The sequence below is a fragment of the Flavobacterium sp. genome (genome assembly GCF_044361015.1).
GTDB lineage: Bacteria > Bacteroidota > Bacteroidia > Flavobacteriales > Flavobacteriaceae > Flavobacterium.
The window spans coordinates 1-20,244 of sequence record NZ_JBIKJL010000027.1 but is presented as its reverse complement, the minus strand read 5'-3'; the positions used below and the strand labels follow the sequence as shown (position 1 = coordinate 20,244).

The window sequence follows — 20,244 nt, the reverse complement described above, 5'->3', positions numbered from 1 at the left end:
AAAAAGTCCCATTTGGGACTTTTATTTTAGAAGAAAATTGAAAGATACATTTACTTTCTTGGAAACTTTTTTACTTACCACACTCGGAATCTCAATATTAAAATCATCAGTATTTACAACAAAATCTGATTTAATTTCTAAACCGCCCTCTGCTTTTTTAATTGTTGCCCTAATGTTAATTTGTTTGTTTTTTCCGTGCATTTCTAAAATACCATTAATAGAATAAGTTTTCCCGGATTTATCAATTTTAGTTAAATCAAAGTTTTCAATTTTACCTTTAAATGTGGCTTTAGGGTATTTGTCACTTTCTACATAGTTTTCATTGTAATGCTCTTCCATTAAAGCTATTTTGAAACGAAAGCTTTTTTGAAGAGCTAAAGAAGCAATTTCTCCAGTTTTGGTGTTTAAAATACAAGATACACTTTCGGTTTTTGCTTTTACTTCTTCAAATGAGGGTACTGAAGCTTCAAAAATTATTTGACCACTTTTGGTAATCATTTTATCTTGAGCGGATATTTTCCATATTGATAAAAAAATGAATAGTAGTAATTGGTTTTTCATATTTTTATAAATTATAGTGGGAAATCATCATTTTGCCACTGGATGATTGCATCAATTTGAGTTTGAGGTAATTTTGAACCACCAAGAGGCATAAATCCAGACTGGCCTTCTACAAGAGAAATTCGTTCGATCAATCCACGGTTTAAAACTGCCTCTTTTACAGTTTCATATGTGTTTAAAGACATTGGTGCACCATTAGAGGGAGTTGCTCCATGGCATGAATTACATTTTTGATCCATTATGGTCTTTATAACTTCAGTATAAGTGATATTTTCATTTTCAGAAGTTTTTAATAAATCAGAATCACTATCATTTGTGCACCCGAAAATAGCCAAAACTATAACTAATAATGGGAGTTTTTTTAATTTATTCATAGCTAGAATTTATTCAAATTTAGAAATAATTACAAAACTAATGTTATTTTTTTATAGATTTGTAAAAGCGTTATGAAAAAAAACAGAAATACTATTCTTATACTTTTGGTATTAAGTGCTACCTTTATTGTTAGTATTTTATTCTTTTATGTCTATAAAGATCATCGGGATATTGGTCAAGAAGAGGCAAGTTTTACGATGTCGGTAAACGAATTACACAGACAATTTCAAACAAACGATAGCTTGGCAAATGCAACTTATGTTGATAAAACTATTTTAGTTTCAGGTTTGGTATCCTCAATTGATAAGATAAATAAAGCAATGACTTTAAACGAAAAATTATTTTTAACTTTTAATTCTACGGATGGGTTGGATATACAACCACAAAAATTAGTAAAAATTAAAGGTAGGTTTGTAGGCTACGATGATTTAATGGAAGAATTAAAAATGGACCAGTGTATTTTGATTAAATAATTGATGAAAAGAGTTATTTTTGTTTCTATCGTATTAATGCACTTTAGTTTATGTTTCTCTCAAGAAACCATTTTCAATATTGCTCGTTCCGGTTCAGTTGAGCAAGTAGTAGAATTGTTGAAAAAACAACCTAATTGTATTAATCAAAAAAATGCGGAAGGTTATACACCTTTAATTTTAGCATGTTATCGTTCGAACAATGAAGTAGCTATTTTTTTTATTGAAAATGGAGCTGTAATAGATGAGAATAGTCCAATGGGAACAGCTCTTATGGCCGCAATTGTTAAGGGTAATAATGAGATTGCGACTCTGTTAATTAAAAAAAAGGCGAATGTAAACAGCATTGATGCAAACGGCACATCGGCTTTAATATATGCTGTTGTGTTTAATAATGATGAGATATTGCCTTTGTTACTTGAAAACAATGCTGATAAAACACATAAAGATAACGATGGAAAAACAGCTTTTGAACATGCCGTTTTTTCGGGAAATTCAGAAATTATTAACTTATTAAAATAAAAACTATGAAAAAAATTACTTTTTTATTAATGACATTATTTTGTGCTGGAGGGTTTGCACAGCAAAAGTCCACGGGAACAATTGCACTGAGTAATGGGGTGCCAATGACAGCGAATTTCACTTTAGATAATGCAACATCTGAAGTTACTTTAATTCTTACTGGGCCTTCAGACAGATGGTTTGGTTTAGGTATTGGAATTGTATCCGGTTTTGGAATGGAATCTGGTGATGCTATTGTATTTACTACAGCTACTACTCCAAATTTAACTGATAGAAACTTCGTAGGAGGAGTTAACCCACCACAAGATGCCTTGCAAAGTTGGACTACTCTTTCAAACTCTATAACAGGTACGGTAAGAACATTAACTTTGAGAAGAGCTTTAACAAATAATGACTCAAATGATTTTCAACTTCCTTATGCATCTACCAATTCAATTAGTTTTGGAGGGGTTAGAGCACCTACAGCAAATAATATGATGGTAGGTTCACACGGAGGAAGTTCAAGTGCTGGTTTTGCCGTTAATGTTCCATTAGTAACACTTGGTGTTAGTGATTTTTCGTTAAGATCAACGGAAATCTTCCCAAATCCCTCAAAAGGACTTTTTACAATTGAAACTAAAACTACATTAGAAACTATCAATGTGTATTCTCAAACCGGAGTTTTGGTTAAAACAATTAATTTAGGCTTAGGTTCCCTTGAATCTTTTGAAATAGATTTACAAGGTTTACAATCTGGTGTTTACTTGTTAGAATTACAAAATGCTTCCGAGAAATCTTGGAAGAAAATTTTAATTCATTAAAAATATTATTCTTTTTTTAACTATTACTCTTTTTAACTTAGAGTAATAGTTTTTATTTTTTTATTATGAAGAAATTACTTTTTTTTATTTTATTCCCCTTAGTAATATTTTCGCAGGAAAATGATTTGTTAAGTCAAATAGACACTATAGATTCAAATAAAACAGTTCAGTCGGCTTTTAAAGCCTTAAAAATTGTAAATCTTGAGTCGACAAAACTTGCTGCCAAAGGTGATTTTTATTTGATGATTGCTCATCGTTTTGGTTATGTAGAAAATGGATTTGAAGATTTTTTTGGAATTGATAATGCCAATACACAAATTAAATTTTTATATGGGGTAAATGAGTGGATGACATTACAAATAGCTCGTAGTGGTTTTCAAAAAACATATGAAGTAGGAGGTAAGTTCAGTTTAAAGCAACAGGAAACAGATGGTTTTCCGGTGGCCATTGTTGGTTTTACAAGTGTAGCTGTTAATACTGAGTTTAAAGAAAGTGATTATCCAAACATTACTTTTGAAAACAGACTCAGTTATGTTACGCAAGCATTAATTTCAAGAAAATTTTCCGAAAAGTTATCTTTACAATTGTCACCTACTTATTTTCATGAAAATACTTTAAGAGATACTTATAATAAGGAAGGTGAAATCATTCTCCCCAATCCTCAAGATAATAGTCAGTTTGCTATTGGAATGGGTGGAAGATATAAATTTGCTAAAAGATGGTCAGTTAACATTGATTATGCTGCACATTTAAACAGAGCGAGTGAATCTATCTACAAAAACCCTTTAGCTATTGGTTTTGATCTTGAAACGGGCGGACATGTGTTTCAAATGCTTTTTACTAACGCACAAGCAATTAATGAAGCAGGATTTTTAGGTCAAACTTCAGGTGATTGGAGTAAAGGTGAAATTGCTTTTGGTTTTAATTTATACAGAGTATTTTAAAATAAATACACAATAGCTAAAGTAAACTTCAACCAAAATATTAAACAGTTTTATAAGGTAATAAAAGTAAACCCTAAATTTATCGGGCTCACTTTATTTAAATTAGATTTAATTCTTTTTCAATAAAACTTTTTCTTGTGTAAATTGGTAAGAAGCATCTAAAAAGTCAACCATTTTTTTCCAATTGCTGTTTGGTTCAAAATAATTGGTATAATATTTAGTCGTTTTAATAGTTATCAGATTCCCGTTTTGTGTTGCAGTGCTGACAAAACCTCCTGTTTCATTTTCTACTTTTTTATTGAATTTTTCAAGTCCGGAGATAGTGTAACCAGTCGGAATTTCAAATTGAATTTCTTGTTCAATTTGTCTAGGGAACGTCATATAAACGTTATTTGTACGTTCTTTTTCTTTTTTAGAAAGCTCAATTTGCGATGTTAGAAATTTACCTAATTCGACCATTAGATTGTTTCCGGCTTTTTTGATGTATTGATCAGTAATGGTAAATTTTTCCGTGTATTGCATTGGTTCATTTCTGCCAAATCTGCCCGTTTTTTTTATTTCCATCGAATAGTTTTCAATGTCAATTTCAAATTCTTCTTTTACAGATTTGATAAAACTTTCTTTTTGATTTTCTTTTGATTTTGCAATCAAGGCATCGAATTCTTTTGTGTACTGAGCTCTTTGTTTTTTGTTTTTTACAAGCTCCATTAATGGGGTATTGCCATATTTTTTATAATCTTCATATACATAATCAAAAAAGTATAATTTATCTGACTGTTCACCTTCTTTATAATGTCCAAATAATGACTGTTCACGATTTATATCAAAACTGGCTAGGTCTTCTTTTAAACTGATTTTGATAACCGATCGGTTAATATTATCATTTTTCGTTGAACTTGGCAACGTAATTGATTCTGCATCAATAATTTTTTTGCCTTTAGAAACCTGTAACAAATAGGCTTTTGTGTTTTCAAGATTAAAATCAAATTGGTCGGCACTCGTAAAAGGAGTAAAAAATTCCAGAAAAATAGGTTTAGGCGTATTTACTCTTAGTAAAATTGAAACATTCTGTTGAATTAATAAATCTTTAATATCCCCGTTATAACGATCTGTTCCTACCACAATATCATACGAAATGTCATTTTTCTTTAAAAAGAACATAAAATGTCTAATAAAATGTTCTTCCGTATTAAAAAATATTGCATTGGGATATAGTTCAAAAGGATAAAAAATATTGGCATCTTTTGCTACAAATGCCTCAACATATTGAGTGAAGTATTGATGTCTGGTAAAGTAATATACTTCTCTTATTTTTTCTTCGTCATCTTTAAAATTCTTGCCTTTTAAGAAGTCATTTATTTGAGAAACATTTCCTTCCGCAAGGAATTTTGAATCATAATAGTTAAAAATATCTTCTTTTGTAACGGTTGATTTTACGTCTTTTTCTTTCTCTGACAAAAAGGCTTTTGCTCTTTCCTCGAATTTACCGGAACGGGCAAAAAACACTTGGAATTTATAGCAGGGTAATTCAACTAAAGGGTAAAACCAGCGTGGGAAATCGTTTTTATCAAGATTAGTTGCGGCTAATTCATAGATGCGTTCGCCACTACTTTTGGTTGGTATTTGCGTTAATTTTGGAGCACCATTATAGGTGTTAAAATTTACAAAGAAATCATTTTCTGTTTGAAAAGTCAGTTTGTAGTCCATAATAGGATATACATCTCCCAAATTTGTTTCTACCGGATCAAAGCCCACTTCAATGATAGATTTGAAAGGTTCTTCTGAATGCAGGTAATAATCAATGATATCACCAATTTCTAAGTTTGGAATTGCTATCTTTTTTTCTTTGTCAGCTACTACAGATTCCTTACTAACATCCAAAATATTTTCTTTGCCATCTGGTTTTATTACTTTTATACCAATTGAATTAGTGCCTCTTTTCATGGCATAACCTTTACTGGACAAAAAACGTTCGGTAAAAGTAAATTCAGAAAATTCTTTTACAGCTGCTTCATCCAATAATTTTACCCTGATTCGTTTAGCCGAAGTATAATTTACATTTTTACCGAATTTATGGTAATCATAAAAATCAAATTTATAAATAATAACAGCTGATTCATTTTTCCATTTGTCAGGAATAGCCACCGTTTTTGAATTAGTGTCTTGTTTTCCCCAAAAGAAGTCGCGAATCTTTAAGTTATCTTGGGCATTGATAGTGGTTGCAATTAAAAGGCAAAGAATAAAAATTTTTTTCATTAAATTATGATTTTATTAAAGTGATGGATGAATTATAAAATTCGACAAGTTTTTTATGAGTGGTATTCCATTTTTCTTGTTTGTTTTTTGGTAAAATTGCATTGTTGAAAATAAAAACTTTACGATAAAGAAGTTCATTGCCTTTTTGTGAGAAAGATACTTCCACTTGATAGTCTTCTTCTTTTTGGGTTAAATTTTCAGGTAGTTTTACAACTTTGTATCCTGCTGGTAATAAAATAGTAACTTCAGAATCATATAAGGTTTTATAATCAAGTTCATAATCTGTTTTACGATCTTTTAAAGTGAATTTTTTATATTCATTCATGAATTCAAAGTTCAAATACATTTCGCCATCAAAGTTACTTAATCGATTTTCAGATTCTAGTTCATAATCAATTGTTAGAGCTTGTTCCCTTGACTTTAAATCACTTGTTTTAATGGAAGTTACATGATTATTTTTGTCGTTTTTAGAAAGGTATCGTTCTAATGCTTCTGCTTTTTTATCCGTTTCAAAACTATTATAAATGTTTTGAAATTCAGTGCGACTTTCTCCTAAATAGGTTCTTTTACAAGAGCCTTTTAATTTTTCACCATCTACTACTAATTTTGCACGGAAAGTCTCCTTGTTCTGACTAGCTAGTACGGTTGGAATTTTACCGATTATATAAGTATCACCATTTTCAATTAAGGTTTCTTTATTTTGAATTCTTTCAGCATATTCCTCTAAAGAAATATTTTTTTCAGTACCATCTAAATAGATTTGTTTTCCTTTGTATAGTACTGTGCAAATCATGTGGTTGTCAACTGAAAGTGAGGGTATGGAATAATCATAAGCAATATGCTTTGTTCCAATCCATGTAAGCCTAGCATCAAAACCGGCAATAATCATCATTTGTTTGATGAGGTTTGCCATTCCTTTACAATCACCATATCTTTTTTTGAATACATTTTGTGAATCGTCAGGTTTAAAACCCGCAATACCATCTTCAAAAGCGATGTATCGTATGTTATCTTGTACCCAATAATAAATGTTTTTTATTTTTTCTTCGTCAGTTTTAGTTTTCGCAGTCAGTTCAGTTACTTTACTTTTTAATTGCTCCGGATCATCTTTCATTTGATCAATAAGTGATTTATACCATTTATATAAATCTGCAGTTGAATTGAATAGTGTAGTTTTTTCACCATTCATTTCATATGATTTGGCAATGACTAAAAGATGTGGATATAAATAAGAACGGCCGGGACTGTTTTCTTCTGAAATTAAAGCAGGGATGTCGTTAAATTCATAAACAAATGTTGTCGTGTTTTTTTTGGCGTCAGTTGTTTGGGTTTTTACGATAGAATGTTCTTGAAAGTTCATTTCTTTTAACTCTAAATTCAACCATTTTGGAATAGTGACTTTTATTTTTTTCTTAATCACCGGAAATTCATCGTTAAAATAGATAGAAGTGAAATATTTTACATCTTCAAATTTCTTATCGATATGATAATTATAAGTATACCCTTGAACCGGGAAGTCTATTTTTACATGTTTAACACGGGCATCATTATAAAATAAATCGTTGTCTTTGTAAAACTCATCTTGAACGGCAAAATAGGCTAATTTATCATTGCGGTATTTGATAGTGAAATTTTCAATTTTTGAAGAGCTATCATAAAATTCATACTTGAAAATATCTGCCCGATGGTTGATATTCATGAGTAATTCATCTACTGATAAATCTACTGTTACATTTGAAGTAGATTTATTGTAACCGAATGTGATATTCTCCGTACTTTCAAGGATTGCTACATCTGACTTTTCATATTTACTTCTAATCGATTTTGCAAGGTCAATATCAGCAGGAGTAGGATCAATATTTTTTTGTCCAAAAACTGAAAAGCCGATAAAAAGACAAAGAAGTAAATTTACTTTGATATTCATAAAAATAATTTTCCGCTAATTAAATAAAAATAAATAGGAAAAACTATGATTTATAAGAATAACTTAAGAATAAATCTGTTAAAAATTAGACTGAAATTATAAACAGATAAACAGCAAATTAATACTGTTTATTTGAAATATTTAAAGGGAATTATAAGCATGCCAAAGCATTCTCCATGCTCCTTACCAATGTGCTTATGATGCATTTTGTGCGCTCTTCTTAATGCTCTTGCGTATATATTGTTTGCATTTCTGAAAAGTTTAAATCGCTGATGAATAAAGATGTCATGAATAAAAAAATAAGTTAATCCGTAGGCTAAAATTCCTAAGCCAACTGCCAGACCTATTTCTAAAATTTCATATTTCCACAAGAGAAAAAAACTTATGCTAACAATAGCATAAAATATAAAGAAAGTATCGTTGCGTTCAAACCAAGAATCATGTTCTTTTTTGTGATGATCGGCGTGTAGATGCCATAGAATTCCGTGCATAATATATTTGTGGGTAAACCAAGCCATAAATTCCATCATGAAAAAGGTAGCAAAAAAAATGAGAATATGAATCCACATAATAAGTTAAGTTTAAATAAAATTCAATCGATAATTAAGATAACATTTTGCTAAAAGTCCTGCTTTTTCATAATCAGGTACTCTAATACGGGTATTTTTTATTTCTAATGAAGGTGTCTTTTTTAATTTTGACAACAATTTTTTATAATATATATAAGCCGTATAAACACCAAACTTAGCTTCAATTGGAAGCTTTTGAATCCCTACAAATCCTGCCGCAAAGTCTGATTCAATTTCTGCTATAATCTCTTGTTTTGAAGTTTCATCCAGTTGATTTAAATTAGTATTAGGAAAATAAGTTCTGTTTAAATCTTCAAAATCAGCCTTTAAATCTCTTAAAAAATTCACTTTTTGAAAAGCAGAACCCAATCGCATGGCACTTTGCTTTAATTCTTCATATAAAACTTCATTTCCATTCACAAAAACTTTTAAACACATAAGGCCAACTACATCTGCAGAGCCATAAATATATTCTTGGTATTCAGCGGTAGTTTGATATTCTTTTTTATATAAATCCTGTTTCATACTTTTCATAAATGCATCAATTAAATCTTTTGGGATTTCATAACGATTCACAGTATGTTGATAAGAGTTTAAAATTGGATTTAAACTAATTTTGTTATGTAATGCTTTTTCTAAATCCTGTTCAAATAATTCAAAAAGAAGTTCTTTATCATATTGATGAAACGAATCTACAATTTCATCTGCGAATCGAACAAATCCATATATATTATAAATATCTTCCCGAATACTTGGGGCAAGCATTTTTACGGCAGAAGAAAAAGACGTGCTGTAAGATTTAGTTACTAACTTACTGCATTCAAAGGATACATGGTCAAAAATTGATTTCATACCGGTAATTTATAACTTGATTTAAGAATACTTTTCGATTAATTCTGAAACTAATTTCCCTGAAATTAAAGAGGGAGGAACACCAGGACCGGGCACTGTTAATTGACCGGTAAAATAGAGATGTTCCACTTTTTTACTCTTTAATTTTGGTCTCAAAAAAGCTGTTTGCATAAGTGTATTCGCCATTCCATAAGCATTCCCTTTGTAGGAATTATAGTCTTTAATGAAATCGTTTACACAAAATGACTCCATAAAAATAATATTATTTTTTATATTTTGTTGTGTTAATTTTTCAAAACGGGTAATTATTTTTTCAAAATATTTTTGTCTGATTGCTTCAGTGTCTTCAATTCCGGGTGCTAATGGTATTAAAAATATTCCTGCTTCTCTTCCTGATGGTGCTACGGATGAATCTGTTTTTGATGGGAAACTGGCATAAAACAAGGGTTCTTCCGGCCATTTTGGATTGTCATAAATAGCTTCTGCATGTTTTTCAAACGAGACATCAAAAAATAATGTATGGTGTTCTACATTTTCAATTTTTTTGTCAAATCCAATGTAAAATAGAAGTGAAGAGGGAGCGAATGTTTTATTTTCCCAAAAAGATTCAGTGTAAACTCTGTCTTTTTTGTCCAATAATGTTTCTGTATGATGATAATCAGCACCACTTAAAACAATGTCACAAAAATGTTTTTTACCATTTATTTGTATGCCAATGGCCGCTTTATTTTTAACAATGATTTTATCCACTGAAGCATTTGTTTGAAAAACTACACCGAGTTCTTTTGCCAAAGTTTCCATTGCAAGTACAACACTATACATTCCATTTTTTGGATGCCATGTTCCTAAACCGAAATCTGCAAAATTCATAAAACTATAAAAAGCAGGAGTATTACTTGGTTTTGCTCCCAAAAATAAAACAGGAAATTCTAAAATTTGGATGAGTTTATCATTTTTGAACCGTTTTCGAACTTCTTTACTGATAGTAGAAAAAAATTGACCAACTTTTTTAGCAGTTTCTAAAGTTATTAATTCCAGCGGGGAAACACCCGGATTATAAACTAAATCTTTAATGGCAATATCATAATTGTTTTTGGCTTCTGCCATAAATTTTTCAAGTGTTTTACCACTTCCTTTTTCAATCGACTCAAAGGTGTTGATTATTTCAGGTAAATTATCAGCAATTGTAACAAAATCAATAATTCCAAAATAAACTTGATAAGCGGGAGAGAGTTTTATTAATTCGTAATAATCAGAAGGTTTTTTTCCAAAATCAGCAAAAAATCGTTCAAAAACATCAGGCATCCAATACCAAGTTGGACCAATGTCAAAGGTGAACCCTTCTTTTTTTAATTGTCTAGCACGGCCGCCAATTGTTGAATTTTTTTCAAAAACCGTTATTTCATGCCCTGCTTTTGCTAAATAACAAGCTGCTGCTAATGCAGAAAACCCGGAACCAATAATGTGTATATCTTTCTTCATAATGTTTAACAAAAATAGTAAAAAAGCTAAACAAAACAGAGGATTATGAAAAAATTATAATTCTTTGGATAATTCTAGTATTGAATTGAAAGTTTTAATTTTAGAATTTTGATTTGGTTTAATGAATTCCGTCATGCGACCAATTGCCCATAATTCAGAATTTTCTCCCTCAAGAATCTCTTTATGAATTTCTTTCATATAATCTGATATATTGTCTTTCGTAGGTTCAACTGTCATGTATGAAATGTAGACTACATTGTCGAAATAACGTTTTATATCTTTTAAACTATCAATGGGAACACTTTCTCCTAAATATATTGTTTTATAGCCATTTAATATAACTTCATAATTGAGATACATTAACCCTAATTCGTGAATTTCGTTTGCCGGTAAAAAGAGCACAAAAACTTTATCCGTCCGAGTGGGTTCTAATAGCTGTATTTTTTCGGTGATAACTAATAGCTTTTGTTTAATTAGGTAGCTTATAAAATGTTCATGAGCAGGAGTGATTGCTTCTGCTTGCCACAACAATCCAATTTCATTCATAAGCGGTATGAAAACTTCATAAAAGACTTCACGAAATGATTTTTCTGAAAGTAAATTTGAATAGGTGTTGAAAAATAGCACTTGGTCAAAATTCATCATTGCCATTTTAAAGGCATTAATTGCATGATTTTTAACGCTCTTTTCATTCACAATTTCCCTTATCATTACGTTAATTTTGTCGGGAGAGAGTTTTGAAATTTTTGAAATTTTATAACCGTGATTATGTAACAAGGTAATGTTAAGTAGCTTTTGGAGGGCAACTAAATCATAATAACGAATGTTTGTTTCTGTACGCATCGGTTCTAATACATTATACCTTTTTTCCCAGATTCTAATGGTGTGTGCTTTGATGCCGGAAAGGTTTTCTAAATCTTTGATGCTAAAAACATTTTTTACATTGTTCATTTTTTAGTATTATTTGTTAAACAAAAGTAAACAAATAAAATAATCTTTATGGGTTTTTAAATATTTTTTTTGAAATGGTATTTTAAAACAAAAAAACACTCAAGTAAACTGAGTGTTTTTACGTTTGAAGTATTCATTCGTGACCACGATGGGATTCGAACCCATAAGCCTTGCAGCACCACCCCCTCAAGATGGCGAGTCTACCAATTTCTCCACGTGGCCTGATAATAAAAAAAGTAAAGACGTTGCATGCAACGTCTTTACTTGTGACCCGACTGGGGCTCGAACCCAGGACCCCATCATTAAAAGTGATGTGCTCTACCAACTGAGCTATCGAGTCATTAGCATCAAAAAAATTTCAAAAAAATTGTGACCCGACTGGGGCTCGAACCCAGGACCCCATCATTAAAAGTGATGTGCTCTACCAACTGAGCTATCGAGTCAAATGCAATTTCTTGAATGCGGGTGCAAATATACGTCCTTATTATTTATTTTTCAAAGCAATTTTGTCTTAAATTTGTCTTTTTGGCAGATTCTTTTTTAACCCCTTACTGTACAAGGAATTATTATAATGAAAAAAATTATTTTACTCGGATATATGGGGTCAGGTAAGACCACAATCGCTTCTCTAGTAGCTGATGTTTTGAAAAAAAAACACCTGGATTTGGATAAACTTATAGAAAAAAAAAAAGGAAAATCTATCAATTCAATTTTTGAAACGGATGGTAAAATTTATTTTAGAAAAATTGAACATACAGTTTTTAAAGATTTAATGGAATCGCAAGATGATTTTGTGTTGAGTGTCGGTGGGGGAACACCCTGTTATGCAAATAATCACTTATTTCTAAAAGAGAAAGAGGTGATTTCAATTTACCTTAAAACATCTGTTGAGGAGCTATCCAAAAGATTATTGCAAAGTAAAGCAGAAAGACCTTTGATTGCTCAAATGAATGAGGATGAACTAAAAGAGTTTATAACCAAACACCTTTTTGACAGAAGTTACTATTATCACCAAGCTCAGCATTTCATTTCTACAGATAATAAATCGGAAAAGGAAGTAGTTCAGGAGATTATTAAATTACTGACTTAAATAAGCATAACTATTTCCTTCTTCGAAAACAATTTGAACATGTTCCTGAAATGAAGTGGATAGTGAAATTCCTTTAAAATCTACTTTTACAGGGTATTTTTTATGATTCCTATCTACTAAAACGGCAGTTTTGAATTTTGTTAACGGAACACCTAAAAAATGTTTCACTCCATAAACTAAAGTAGTCCCGGAATTAAGAACATCATCCACTAAAATCAATCCTTTGTTTTCATAGGCTGCTTTATCTAAGGAAGTGATGATAGGTTCAAAAGGATTATGTTTATTTGCATGCACTTCACACAATGTCACTTTGAATTCTGCTATTTTTTCTAAATCTTTGGCTAATTTTTGGGCAAAAATAAACCCATTTTTAGCAATCCCTGCAATTACAATTTCTTTTTCATCTACAAAAGTTTCATAGATTTGATAAGCTATCCGCTTGATTTTATGTTCGATTTCCTGATGAGTGAGTATAATGTTTTGTGACATAAGTTTTATTTTTTCTCAAAGATAAAAAAGAGTTCGTTGTTTTCTCTTGGTTTTATTGAATTATGAGCAGTTTCTAATGTTTTTATATTGAATTGATTTTGAAATAAGGCTCGGTATTCATTTTCATTTCCACCAAAAGGTGGCCCTTTTTCAGTTAACGGAAATTGAAAAAGTAAGCCAACTATTTTACCACCTGAATTTAATAAAGAGGCCATTTTTGACACATATTGTTTTCGCAAATCAGGTGCTATTGCACAAAAAAAAGTTTGTTCTATGATTAAATCAAAAGTATCACTTAGCTCAAAAAAGTCTTTATGAATTAAGTGTTTATCATCAAGGTGAGGCATTCTCGTTTGAATATTTTCTAAAGGTGTTTTAGCGATATCTATAACAAACACATTTTGAAATCCGGTATTGTATAAATATTCAAATTCATATCCATTTCCTGCACCCGGGATTAATATTTTTAACTCTTTGTTTTCAATCTGATCGATATATTCCTTTAAAGGTGTAGAAACGGTTCCGATATCCCATCCAATCTCATTCAAATGATACCTGTTTTCCCAATAATCTTTATTCAGTTTCATTAGTATCTTCTGTATAATTTTCTATATCCCTTCGGTCTTTTTTTGTTGGTCTCCCTTCACCGTTTTTTCGATAATGTTCCTTGGATAATTTTAGTAGTTCTAAATGTGCAAAAGCTTCTTCGGGAGTTTCATCTTTTCGATAAATATCAACCAATTTAGCTCCAACTCTGTTTTCCGGTATTGCTAACACCCTTATTTTATATGTGATTTGGTCTCTTCTAAATGTAACAGCATCGGATGGAAAAACTTCACGAGAGGGTTTCGCTACTATACCATTTACTGTAACATGGTTTTTTTTGCAAAGCTCAGTAACCATGTTTCTGGTTTTGAAATAACGAACACACCATAAATATTTATCGACTCTCATACTTTATTCAGAATTCTACGTTAATTTTTATACAAAAATAAATCAAAATTGTATCTTGCAGCACTTATTTTAGAAAAAGTATTCAACTAAATAAGTAATATAAATACAACAAAAATTAGTTAAATATGCTATTAAAAAATTTAAAATCATCTGTATTGATGGTCGTTTTTTCGGTATTGTTTTTTTCATGTAAAGATGATGATAATATACCTGTTGGAGTTCCACCTAATGACAGAACTGAACAATATGCAGTTGATATTGGAGAAATAGAAGACTATTTAAAAACAAATTATTTAACTTTAGATAGTGAGTTGAATGCTACTATTGCTAAAATTCCTACCGGAGGAAGCCAAGTTTCAATTTGGAATCAAACGGATTTTCCACTGCAAAGTATAACTGTAAAAAATGATGATAGAGTTACATTGCGAACAGATGGAAGAATTGATGATCCTGTGGAATATAAATTGTATTTCATTGTATTAAACGAGGGAGGGGGTGAAAGACCACTTACAATTGATTCATCTTTTGTAGATTATAAAGGTTGGAATTTAGATAATGTTGAGTTTGATAGAACTTCAACTCCGGTTTGGACATCATTTCCTCTTTCTAATGTTTTTATTTCTGGATTCAGACAAATTTTACCTGAAATGAAAACTGCTGAGAGTGTTTCTGAAAATGGTGATGGAACTCTAAATTATTTAAATTTTGGTAATTGTTTGGTTTTTATTCCTTCTGGATTAGGTTATTTTAACATACCCAAAGGGGTTAATTTACCGAGTTATTCGAATTTAGTATTCCAAATAAAATTAAAAAGTTTAAACTTTAATGATCATGATTCGGATAGAATTTTATCTTATATGGAATTATATGGAACGGAAACGGATTACTTTATGCAAGATTCAGATGGTGATTTAATTCCTGATTTTTTAGATACCGATGATGATGAGGATGGTTTTTTAACCAGAAATGAATTCAAAATTTCAGGAACTGACCCACAAGAGTATTATGATTTTACAACTATTCCGGATTGTAGTGGAAACACAACCAATCCAATTAGGTTAAAAAGATACCTTGACCCTAGCTGTCATCAATAAATAAAAAAAATCCCGAGCAATCGGGATTTTTTATTTGAGGAAAAAAGGATGGTTATTTTCTTTTAATTACTTTTTCTGCTTTTGCAATAATAGCTTGGTGATTTAATTGGTATTTTTCCATCAATTGGTCAGGAGTTCCACTTTCACCAAAACTGTCATTTACTGCTACAAATTCTTGAGGAACTGGATTATTTAAAGATAAAGTTCGGGCAACACTTTCTCCTAAACCTCCTAAAATATTATGCTCTTCTGCAGTAACTACACAACCTGTTTTAGCAATCGATTTTAAAATTGCTTCTTCATCTAATGGTTTAATAGTATGTATATTGATAACTTCTGCAGAAATTCCTTTTTCTTCCAGTTTTTCTGCCGCAATCAAAGCTTCCCAAACTAAATGTCCGGTAGCTATAATGGTAACATCGCTTCCTTCATTCAAAAGGATTGCTTTTCCTAAAACAAATGGTTCGTCAGCAGGCATGAAATTTGGTACTACCGGACGACCAAAACGTAAATAAACCGGACCGTGGTGATCGGCAATGGCCAAGGTCGCAGCTTTGGTTTGATTGTAATCACAAGTGTTAATTACTGTCATTCCGGGAAGCATTTTCATCAAACCGATGTCTTCTAAAATTTGGTGTGTTGCTCCGTCTTCTCCTAAAGTTAATCCGGCATGAGAAGCACAAATTTTTACATTTTTGTCTGAATAAGCAACCGATTGACGAATTTGATCGTACACTCTTCCTGTAGAAAAGTTGGCGAACGTTCCTGTAAACGGAATTTTACCACCAATGGTTAATCCGGCTGCAATTCCAATCATATTGGCTTCTGCAATTCCGATTTGGAAAAAACGTTCCGGATGATTTTTTTTGAAATCATCAAATTTTAACGAGCCAATTAAGTCGGCACACAAGGCAACCACATTTTCGTTTTTTTGTCCGAGTTCGGTCATTCCTGCTCCAAATCCTGAACGAGTATCTTTACTTCCTGTATTGGTATATTTTTTCATTTTTTTTCCTATAGGCTTCAGGCATTAGGCAATAAGCATAAGGCTTAGAGCATAGTGCAAAAAGCAATTTAATAATCACCTAAAGTTACGGGGTTTTGTTCTAACGCTTTTGCTAATTGATCGTCGTTGGGAGCTTTTCCATGCCATGCATGCGTGTGCATCATAAAGTCAACACCATTTCCCATTTCGGTATGCAACAAAACGCAAAGGGGTTTTCCTTTTCCGGTTCTGGATTTAGCTTCAGACATTCCGGCTAAGATAGCTTCAATGTTATTTCCTTCGGTTATTTCTAATACATCCCAACCAAAGGCAGTAAATTTTGCTTTAATATCACCCATGGGTAAAACTTCATCCGTTGCTCCATCTATTTGCTTACCATTTAAATCAACCGTTGCAATATAATTATCAACTTTATAGGCTGCTGCATACATCATAGCCTCCCAATTTTGGCCTTCTTGTAACTCGCCATCACCGTGAAGTGAATAAATCAAGTGTTTATCACCATTTAATTTTTTTGCTAAGGCAGCACCAATAGAAACGGACATGCCTTGACCTAATGAGCCGGAAGCTACACGAATACCGGGTAAACCCTCATGAGTGGTTGGATGTCCTTGTAAACGTGTATTTAATAATCTAAAGGTAGCCAATTCTGATATTGGAAAATAACCACTGCGGGCCAAAACACTGTAAAAAACAGGCGAAATATGACCATTTGATAAGAAAAATAAATCTTCGCCATTCCCATCCATGTTAAACCCTTCTTTTCTGTCGAGAATGACTTGGTAAAGAGCTGTAAAAAATTCTGTACATCCTAAAGAACCTCCGGGATGTCCCGAATTTACGGCGTGTACCATTCGAAGAATGTCTCTTCTGACTTGTATTACAAAGTCGTTTAGTTGTTGTGTGTTAGGTTTCATTTTAATGATAAATGTTAAACTAGGGCAAAGGTAAATCAAATATTAGATTTTGTTTCAAGAGAGAATTAGAATTTTGTTAAAGTTTTCAAGATAAATTGTTAGTAAACAGCGTTAATTAGAAACATAAATAATTCCCAAAACAACCATCAGAAAAGTGAAATCTTTTATCTTTGCCCTCTGTAAAAAATATATATGAAGTTTGATTTATTGACGACTGACCCTCATTCGAAAGCCCGTGCCGGAAGTATAAAAACTAATCACGGCGTAATTGAAACTCCTATTTTTATGCCGGTTGGAACGGTTGCTTCTGTTAAAGGAGTACACCAACGTGAATTAAAAGACGATATCAATCCGGATATTATTCTTGGAAATACTTATCATTTATACCTTCGACCACAGACAGAAATTTTAGAAAAAGCAGGAGGTTTACATAAATTCATGAATTGGGATAGAAATATCTTGACTGATAGTGGTGGTTATCAAGTGTATTCACTTTCTTCAAACAGAAAAATTAAGGAAGAAGGTGTAAAATTCAAAAGCCATATTGATGGTTCCTATCATTTCTTTTCTCCGGAAAATGTGATGGAAATTCAACGAACCATTGGAGCCGATATTATCATGGCTTTTGATGAATGCACACCTTATCCCTGTGATTATCGCTATGCCAAACGTTCCATGCACATGACGCACCGTTGGTTAGATCGTTGTATTAATCATTTAGAAAATCTTCCTTTTAAATATGGTTATGAGCAAACTTTTTTTCCAATTGTTCAAGGAAGTACATATAAAGATTTAAGAAAGGAATCAGCGGAATATATTGCAAATGCCGGAGCTCAAGGGAACGCTATTGGTGGACTTTCAGTTGGAGAGCCTGCTGAGGAAATGTATGCGATGACTGAAATCGTAACCGCTATTTTACCACAAAATAAACCCCGTTATTTAATGGGAGTAGGAACACCTGTCAATATATTAGAAAATATAGCCTTAGGAATTGACATGTTCGATTGTGTGATGCCAACCCGAAATGCCCGAAACGGAATGTTGTTTACAGCTCATGGATCAATAAATATCAAAAATAAAAAGTGGGAGGATGATTTTTCGCCTATTGATGAAATGGGAATTACCTTTGTTGATACCGAATATACCAAAGCTTATTTACGGCATTTATTTGCAGCAAATGAGTATCTTGGGAAACAAATTGCGACCATTCATAATCTCGGTTTTTATATGTGGCTGGTTCGTGAAGCGAGAAAACATATCTTAGCAGGTGATTTCAGGGTTTGGAAAGAACAAATGGTTAAACAAATGAGTCAAAGATTATAATTAACTGGAAATAGGATGTTAAAAATCATCGATAAATACATATTAAAAAGATACTTAGCTACTTTCGTGGTCATGTTATTGCTTTTTATTCCTATTGGGATTGTAATCGATGTAGCTGAAAAAATTAATAAAATTTTAGAGAGCAAAGTGCCTTTTAAAGCCGTAGCAATCTATTATCTCGATTTTACAATTTATTTTGCAAATCTATTATTTCCTATTTTTTTATTTTTATCTGTTATATGGTTTACTTCCAAATTAGCAAATAATACTGAAATTATAGCTATTTTAAGTTCAGGAATTTCATTTTCCCGATTTTTGAGACCGTATATATTGGGTGCAACAATGGTTTCAGTTTTTGCCTTAATCATGGGCTTTTTTCTTGTGCCAAAAGCCAGTAAAGGTTTTAATGATTTTAGGTATACTTATTTAAAAAACAATGCTGAAATTAGAGAAAATTCAAATGTTTTCAGGCAAATTAGTGATGATGAATTTATTTATGTCAGTAATTTTAATTCAGTTTCGAAAACGGCTTTTAATTTTACTTTAGAGAAATTTAAAGGGGAAAAGTTGGAATACAAAATTTTAGCCAGCAGATTGAAATGGAATGAAAAAGATAGCACATATACCATGTTTGGATACCAAAAAAGAAAAGTTGGAATTTACGGTGATATTTTAGAAAAATCAGAGAAAAAAGACACCATTTTTAATTTTGATTTAGAAGATTTAACGCCTGTGATATACATAGCGGAAACGCTTACTTTACCAGAGTTAAATAAATTTATTAAAAAAGAAAAAGCACGAGGCAACGCTAATATAAATACCTATTTAGTAGTGCTGTATCGCAAATACAGTTTGCCGGTTACTGCTTTTATTTTAACGATAATTGCAGTTTCTGTTTCTTCCATGAAACGCCGTGGCGGAATGGGAGTGAACTTAGCCATCGGGATAGTTCTTGCTTTTACTTATATTTTCTTCGATAAGATCTTTGGCACCATGGCTGAAAAGTCCAGTATTCCTCCTTTTATAGCCGTTTGGTTTCCAAATTTTGTTTTTGGTATATTAGCCGTTTATTTACTTAAAAATGCCAAACGATAACCTTAAAAGTTATTTACATCTTCACTTAATTGTTTTTATTTGGGGATTTACAGCCATTCTGGGGGAATTAATCACCTTGGATGCTTTACCCTTGGTATGGTTTAGAATGTTATTAGCCGTAGGTTTTATTATTTTATTTATGTCCTATAAAAAGACAAATTTTGTTGTGCCAAGAAAAACAATTTTTGGGTTTTTACTTCTAGGATTGGTCATTGCTTTACACTGGCTGACTTTTTTTAAAGCCATTAAAGTCTCTAATGTTTCTGTCACTTTAGCGTGTTTATCAACAGGTGCTTTTTTTACCTCTTTTTTAGAACCAATTTTATACCGACGAAAAGTGATTTGGTATGAAGTTTTATTTGGACTTGTTGTAGTGGGTGGATTATATATCATTTTTAATGTTGAAGGGGATTATTATTTAGGAATAATTTTAGCTTTAATTTCAGCATTTTTATCGGCACTTTTTTCTGTAATTAATGGGAAATATGCAAAAATGTACGATTCAACGGTTATTTCATTTTATGAGTTAACCGGAGGTGTTTTGTGTTTTTCCGTCTATTTATTATTGTC

The 20,244-nt window shown here is 31.5% G+C and carries 22 protein-coding genes and 3 tRNA genes; 9 read left to right on the top strand and 16 right to left on the bottom strand.

Annotated elements, in window-relative coordinates; translation table 11 throughout:
* Nucleotides 1-21 precede the first annotated feature (21 nt).
* Entirely contained in the window at nucleotides 22-561 is a 540-nt protein-coding gene (locus ACIQ2Z_RS08100) for a YceI family protein (protein ID WP_396183638.1), read from the bottom strand.
* An 11-nt stretch (nucleotides 562-572) separates the two neighbouring features.
* Nucleotides 573-935, bottom strand: coding sequence for a c-type cytochrome (locus ACIQ2Z_RS08095; protein WP_396183637.1), 363 nt, complete (start codon nucleotides 933-935; stop codon nucleotides 573-575).
* 72 nt (nucleotides 936-1,007) lie between these two features.
* Here ACIQ2Z_RS08095 and ACIQ2Z_RS08090 point away from each other — a divergent pair, with 72 nt between their 5' ends.
* From ACIQ2Z_RS08090 to ACIQ2Z_RS08075, 4 genes are all read left to right on the top strand, one after another.
* The gene (locus ACIQ2Z_RS08090) at nucleotides 1,008-1,409 is read left to right on the top strand and encodes a hypothetical protein (RefSeq protein ID WP_396183636.1); all 402 of its coding nucleotides are present in this window, start codon (nucleotides 1,008-1,010) and stop codon (nucleotides 1,407-1,409) included.
* Between the two features lie 3 nt (nucleotides 1,410-1,412).
* On the top strand, nucleotides 1,413-1,928 hold the full coding sequence (locus tag ACIQ2Z_RS08085; protein ID WP_396183635.1) for an ankyrin repeat domain-containing protein: 516 nt from the start codon (nucleotides 1,413-1,415) through the stop codon (nucleotides 1,926-1,928).
* A 5-nt stretch (nucleotides 1,929-1,933) separates the two neighbouring features.
* Nucleotides 1,934-2,728 (top strand): T9SS type A sorting domain-containing protein, encoded by a 795-nt coding sequence (locus ACIQ2Z_RS08080; protein ID WP_396183634.1) that lies wholly within the window; start codon nucleotides 1,934-1,936, stop codon nucleotides 2,726-2,728.
* A gap of 65 nt (nucleotides 2,729-2,793) precedes the next feature.
* The gene (locus tag ACIQ2Z_RS08075; RefSeq protein WP_396183633.1) at nucleotides 2,794-3,672 is read left to right on the top strand and encodes a DUF5777 family beta-barrel protein; all 879 of its coding nucleotides are present in this window, start codon (nucleotides 2,794-2,796) and stop codon (nucleotides 3,670-3,672) included.
* 108 nt (nucleotides 3,673-3,780) lie between these two features.
* Here the strand turns inward: ACIQ2Z_RS08075 and ACIQ2Z_RS08070 are convergent, their stop codons facing one another.
* The 9 genes from ACIQ2Z_RS08070 to ACIQ2Z_RS08030 form a co-directional block, all read right to left on the bottom strand.
* Complete coding sequence (locus tag ACIQ2Z_RS08070; RefSeq protein ID WP_396183632.1) at nucleotides 3,781-5,928, bottom strand: hypothetical protein; 2,148 nt, start codon at nucleotides 5,926-5,928, stop codon at nucleotides 3,781-3,783.
* 4 nt (nucleotides 5,929-5,932) lie between these two features.
* On the bottom strand, nucleotides 5,933-7,852 hold the full coding sequence (locus ACIQ2Z_RS08065; protein ID WP_396183631.1) for a transglutaminase family protein: 1,920 nt from the start codon (nucleotides 7,850-7,852) through the stop codon (nucleotides 5,933-5,935).
* Nucleotides 7,853-7,980: 128 nt separating this feature from the next.
* A complete protein-coding gene (locus tag ACIQ2Z_RS08060; protein WP_396183630.1) occupies nucleotides 7,981-8,421 on the bottom strand; it encodes a beta-carotene hydroxylase in 441 nt (146 codons plus the stop codon).
* Between the two features lie 12 nt (nucleotides 8,422-8,433).
* Nucleotides 8,434-9,273 carry a phytoene/squalene synthase family protein gene (locus tag ACIQ2Z_RS08055; RefSeq protein WP_396183629.1) on the bottom strand — a complete coding sequence of 280 codons (840 nt, stop codon included), beginning with the start codon at nucleotides 9,271-9,273 and terminating at the stop codon, nucleotides 8,434-8,436.
* Between the two features lie 21 nt (nucleotides 9,274-9,294).
* Complete coding sequence (locus tag ACIQ2Z_RS08050; protein ID WP_396183628.1) at nucleotides 9,295-10,755, bottom strand: phytoene desaturase family protein; 1,461 nt, start codon at nucleotides 10,753-10,755, stop codon at nucleotides 9,295-9,297.
* Nucleotides 10,756-10,809: 54 nt separating this feature from the next.
* Entirely contained in the window at nucleotides 10,810-11,706 is an 897-nt protein-coding gene (locus tag ACIQ2Z_RS08045) for a MerR family transcriptional regulator (protein ID WP_396183627.1), read from the bottom strand.
* Between the two features lie 140 nt (nucleotides 11,707-11,846).
* A tRNA-Leu gene (locus tag ACIQ2Z_RS08040) sits at nucleotides 11,847-11,928 on the bottom strand.
* A gap of 45 nt (nucleotides 11,929-11,973) precedes the next feature.
* Nucleotides 11,974-12,046: transfer RNA gene (locus ACIQ2Z_RS08035), tRNA-Lys, on the bottom strand.
* 30 nt (nucleotides 12,047-12,076) lie between these two features.
* Nucleotides 12,077-12,149, bottom strand: a tRNA-Lys gene (locus ACIQ2Z_RS08030).
* 128 nt (nucleotides 12,150-12,277) lie between these two features.
* Here ACIQ2Z_RS08030 and ACIQ2Z_RS08025 point away from each other — a divergent pair.
* On the top strand, nucleotides 12,278-12,796 hold the full coding sequence (locus ACIQ2Z_RS08025; protein ID WP_396183626.1) for a shikimate kinase: 519 nt from the start codon (nucleotides 12,278-12,280) through the stop codon (nucleotides 12,794-12,796).
* Here the strand turns inward: ACIQ2Z_RS08025 and ACIQ2Z_RS08020 are convergent.
* The 3 genes from ACIQ2Z_RS08020 to ACIQ2Z_RS08010 are packed head-to-tail and all read right to left on the bottom strand — an operon-like array spanning nucleotide 12,785 to nucleotide 14,239.
* Complete coding sequence (locus tag ACIQ2Z_RS08020) at nucleotides 12,785-13,285, bottom strand: phosphoribosyltransferase domain-containing protein (protein ID WP_396183625.1); 501 nt, start codon at nucleotides 13,283-13,285, stop codon at nucleotides 12,785-12,787. The genes ACIQ2Z_RS08025 and ACIQ2Z_RS08020 overlap by 12 nt on opposite strands.
* 5 nt (nucleotides 13,286-13,290) lie before the next feature.
* Nucleotides 13,291-13,872, bottom strand: coding sequence for a methyltransferase domain-containing protein (locus ACIQ2Z_RS08015; protein ID WP_396183624.1), 582 nt, complete (start codon nucleotides 13,870-13,872; stop codon nucleotides 13,291-13,293).
* Nucleotides 13,859-14,239, bottom strand: coding sequence for an RNA-binding S4 domain-containing protein (locus ACIQ2Z_RS08010; RefSeq protein WP_290859953.1), 381 nt, complete (start codon nucleotides 14,237-14,239; stop codon nucleotides 13,859-13,861). Before ACIQ2Z_RS08010 ends, ACIQ2Z_RS08015 begins: the two co-directional genes overlap by 14 nt.
* A gap of 125 nt (nucleotides 14,240-14,364) precedes the next feature.
* On the opposite strand from ACIQ2Z_RS08010, the gene ACIQ2Z_RS08005 reads away from it, so the two are divergent.
* Nucleotides 14,365-15,333 carry an FKBP-type peptidyl-prolyl cis-trans isomerase gene (locus ACIQ2Z_RS08005; RefSeq protein ID WP_396183623.1) on the top strand — a complete coding sequence of 323 codons (969 nt, stop codon included), beginning with the start codon at nucleotides 14,365-14,367 and terminating at the stop codon, nucleotides 15,331-15,333.
* A 52-nt stretch (nucleotides 15,334-15,385) separates the two neighbouring features.
* On the opposite strand, the gene ACIQ2Z_RS08000 is transcribed toward ACIQ2Z_RS08005, so the two are convergent.
* Both ACIQ2Z_RS08000 and ACIQ2Z_RS07995 read right to left on the bottom strand, forming a co-directional pair.
* Complete coding sequence (locus ACIQ2Z_RS08000; RefSeq protein WP_396183622.1) at nucleotides 15,386-16,339, bottom strand: transketolase family protein; 954 nt, start codon at nucleotides 16,337-16,339, stop codon at nucleotides 15,386-15,388.
* 68 nt (nucleotides 16,340-16,407) lie between these two features.
* The gene (locus ACIQ2Z_RS07995; protein ID WP_396183621.1) at nucleotides 16,408-17,256 is read right to left on the bottom strand and encodes a transketolase; all 849 of its coding nucleotides are present in this window, start codon (nucleotides 17,254-17,256) and stop codon (nucleotides 16,408-16,410) included.
* 192 nt (nucleotides 17,257-17,448) lie between these two features.
* On the opposite strand from ACIQ2Z_RS07995, the gene tgt reads away from it, so the two are divergent.
* The 3 genes from tgt to ACIQ2Z_RS07980 form a co-directional block, all read left to right on the top strand.
* Entirely contained in the window at nucleotides 17,449-18,579 is a 1,131-nt protein-coding gene (gene tgt / locus ACIQ2Z_RS07990; protein WP_396183620.1) for a tRNA guanosine(34) transglycosylase Tgt, read from the top strand.
* 15 nt (nucleotides 18,580-18,594) lie between these two features.
* Nucleotides 18,595-19,674 (top strand): LptF/LptG family permease, encoded by a 1,080-nt coding sequence (locus ACIQ2Z_RS07985; protein WP_396183619.1) that lies wholly within the window; start codon nucleotides 18,595-18,597, stop codon nucleotides 19,672-19,674.
* On the top strand, nucleotides 19,661-20,244 hold a 584-nt coding region (locus ACIQ2Z_RS07980), incomplete at its 3' end, for a DMT family transporter (RefSeq protein WP_396183618.1). The genes ACIQ2Z_RS07985 and ACIQ2Z_RS07980, both read left to right, overlap by 14 nt.

Bases quoted from the DNA above. Each gene is read 5' to 3' on its own strand.
- ACIQ2Z_RS08100 (WP_396183638.1), bottom strand. From the start codon at position 561: ATGAAAAACCAATTACTACTATTCATTTTTTTATCAATATGGAAAATA.
- ACIQ2Z_RS08095 (WP_396183637.1), bottom strand. From the start codon at position 935: ATGAATAAATTAAAAAAACTCCCATTATTAGTTATAGTTTTGGCTATT.
- ACIQ2Z_RS08090 (WP_396183636.1), top strand. From the start codon at position 1,008: ATGAAAAAAAACAGAAATACTATTCTTATACTTTTGGTATTAAGTGCT.
- ACIQ2Z_RS08085 (WP_396183635.1), top strand. From the start codon at position 1,413: ATGAAAAGAGTTATTTTTGTTTCTATCGTATTAATGCACTTTAGTTTA.
- ACIQ2Z_RS08080 (WP_396183634.1), top strand. From the start codon at position 1,934: ATGAAAAAAATTACTTTTTTATTAATGACATTATTTTGTGCTGGAGGG.
- ACIQ2Z_RS08075 (WP_396183633.1), top strand. From the start codon at position 2,794: ATGAAGAAATTACTTTTTTTTATTTTATTCCCCTTAGTAATATTTTCG.
- ACIQ2Z_RS08070 (WP_396183632.1), bottom strand. From the start codon at position 5,928: ATGAAAAAAATTTTTATTCTTTGCCTTTTAATTGCAACCACTATCAAT.
- ACIQ2Z_RS08065 (WP_396183631.1), bottom strand. From the start codon at position 7,852: ATGAATATCAAAGTAAATTTACTTCTTTGTCTTTTTATCGGCTTTTCA.
- ACIQ2Z_RS08060 (WP_396183630.1), bottom strand. From the start codon at position 8,421: ATGTGGATTCATATTCTCATTTTTTTTGCTACCTTTTTCATGATGGAA.
- ACIQ2Z_RS08055 (WP_396183629.1), bottom strand. From the start codon at position 9,273: ATGAAATCAATTTTTGACCATGTATCCTTTGAATGCAGTAAGTTAGTA.
- ACIQ2Z_RS08050 (WP_396183628.1), bottom strand. From the start codon at position 10,755: ATGAAGAAAGATATACACATTATTGGTTCCGGGTTTTCTGCATTAGCA.
- ACIQ2Z_RS08045 (WP_396183627.1), bottom strand. From the start codon at position 11,706: ATGAACAATGTAAAAAATGTTTTTAGCATCAAAGATTTAGAAAACCTT.
- ACIQ2Z_RS08025 (WP_396183626.1), top strand. From the start codon at position 12,278: ATGAAAAAAATTATTTTACTCGGATATATGGGGTCAGGTAAGACCACA.
- ACIQ2Z_RS08020 (WP_396183625.1), bottom strand. From the start codon at position 13,285: ATGTCACAAAACATTATACTCACTCATCAGGAAATCGAACATAAAATC.
- ACIQ2Z_RS08015 (WP_396183624.1), bottom strand. From the start codon at position 13,872: ATGAAACTGAATAAAGATTATTGGGAAAACAGGTATCATTTGAATGAG.
- ACIQ2Z_RS08010 (WP_290859953.1), bottom strand. From the start codon at position 14,239: ATGAGAGTCGATAAATATTTATGGTGTGTTCGTTATTTCAAAACCAGA.
- ACIQ2Z_RS08005 (WP_396183623.1), top strand. From the start codon at position 14,365: ATGCTATTAAAAAATTTAAAATCATCTGTATTGATGGTCGTTTTTTCG.
- ACIQ2Z_RS08000 (WP_396183622.1), bottom strand. From the start codon at position 16,339: ATGAAAAAATATACCAATACAGGAAGTAAAGATACTCGTTCAGGATTT.
- ACIQ2Z_RS07995 (WP_396183621.1), bottom strand. From the start codon at position 17,256: ATGAAACCTAACACACAACAACTAAACGACTTTGTAATACAAGTCAGA.
- tgt (WP_396183620.1), top strand. From the start codon at position 17,449: ATGAAGTTTGATTTATTGACGACTGACCCTCATTCGAAAGCCCGTGCC.
- ACIQ2Z_RS07985 (WP_396183619.1), top strand. From the start codon at position 18,595: ATGTTAAAAATCATCGATAAATACATATTAAAAAGATACTTAGCTACT.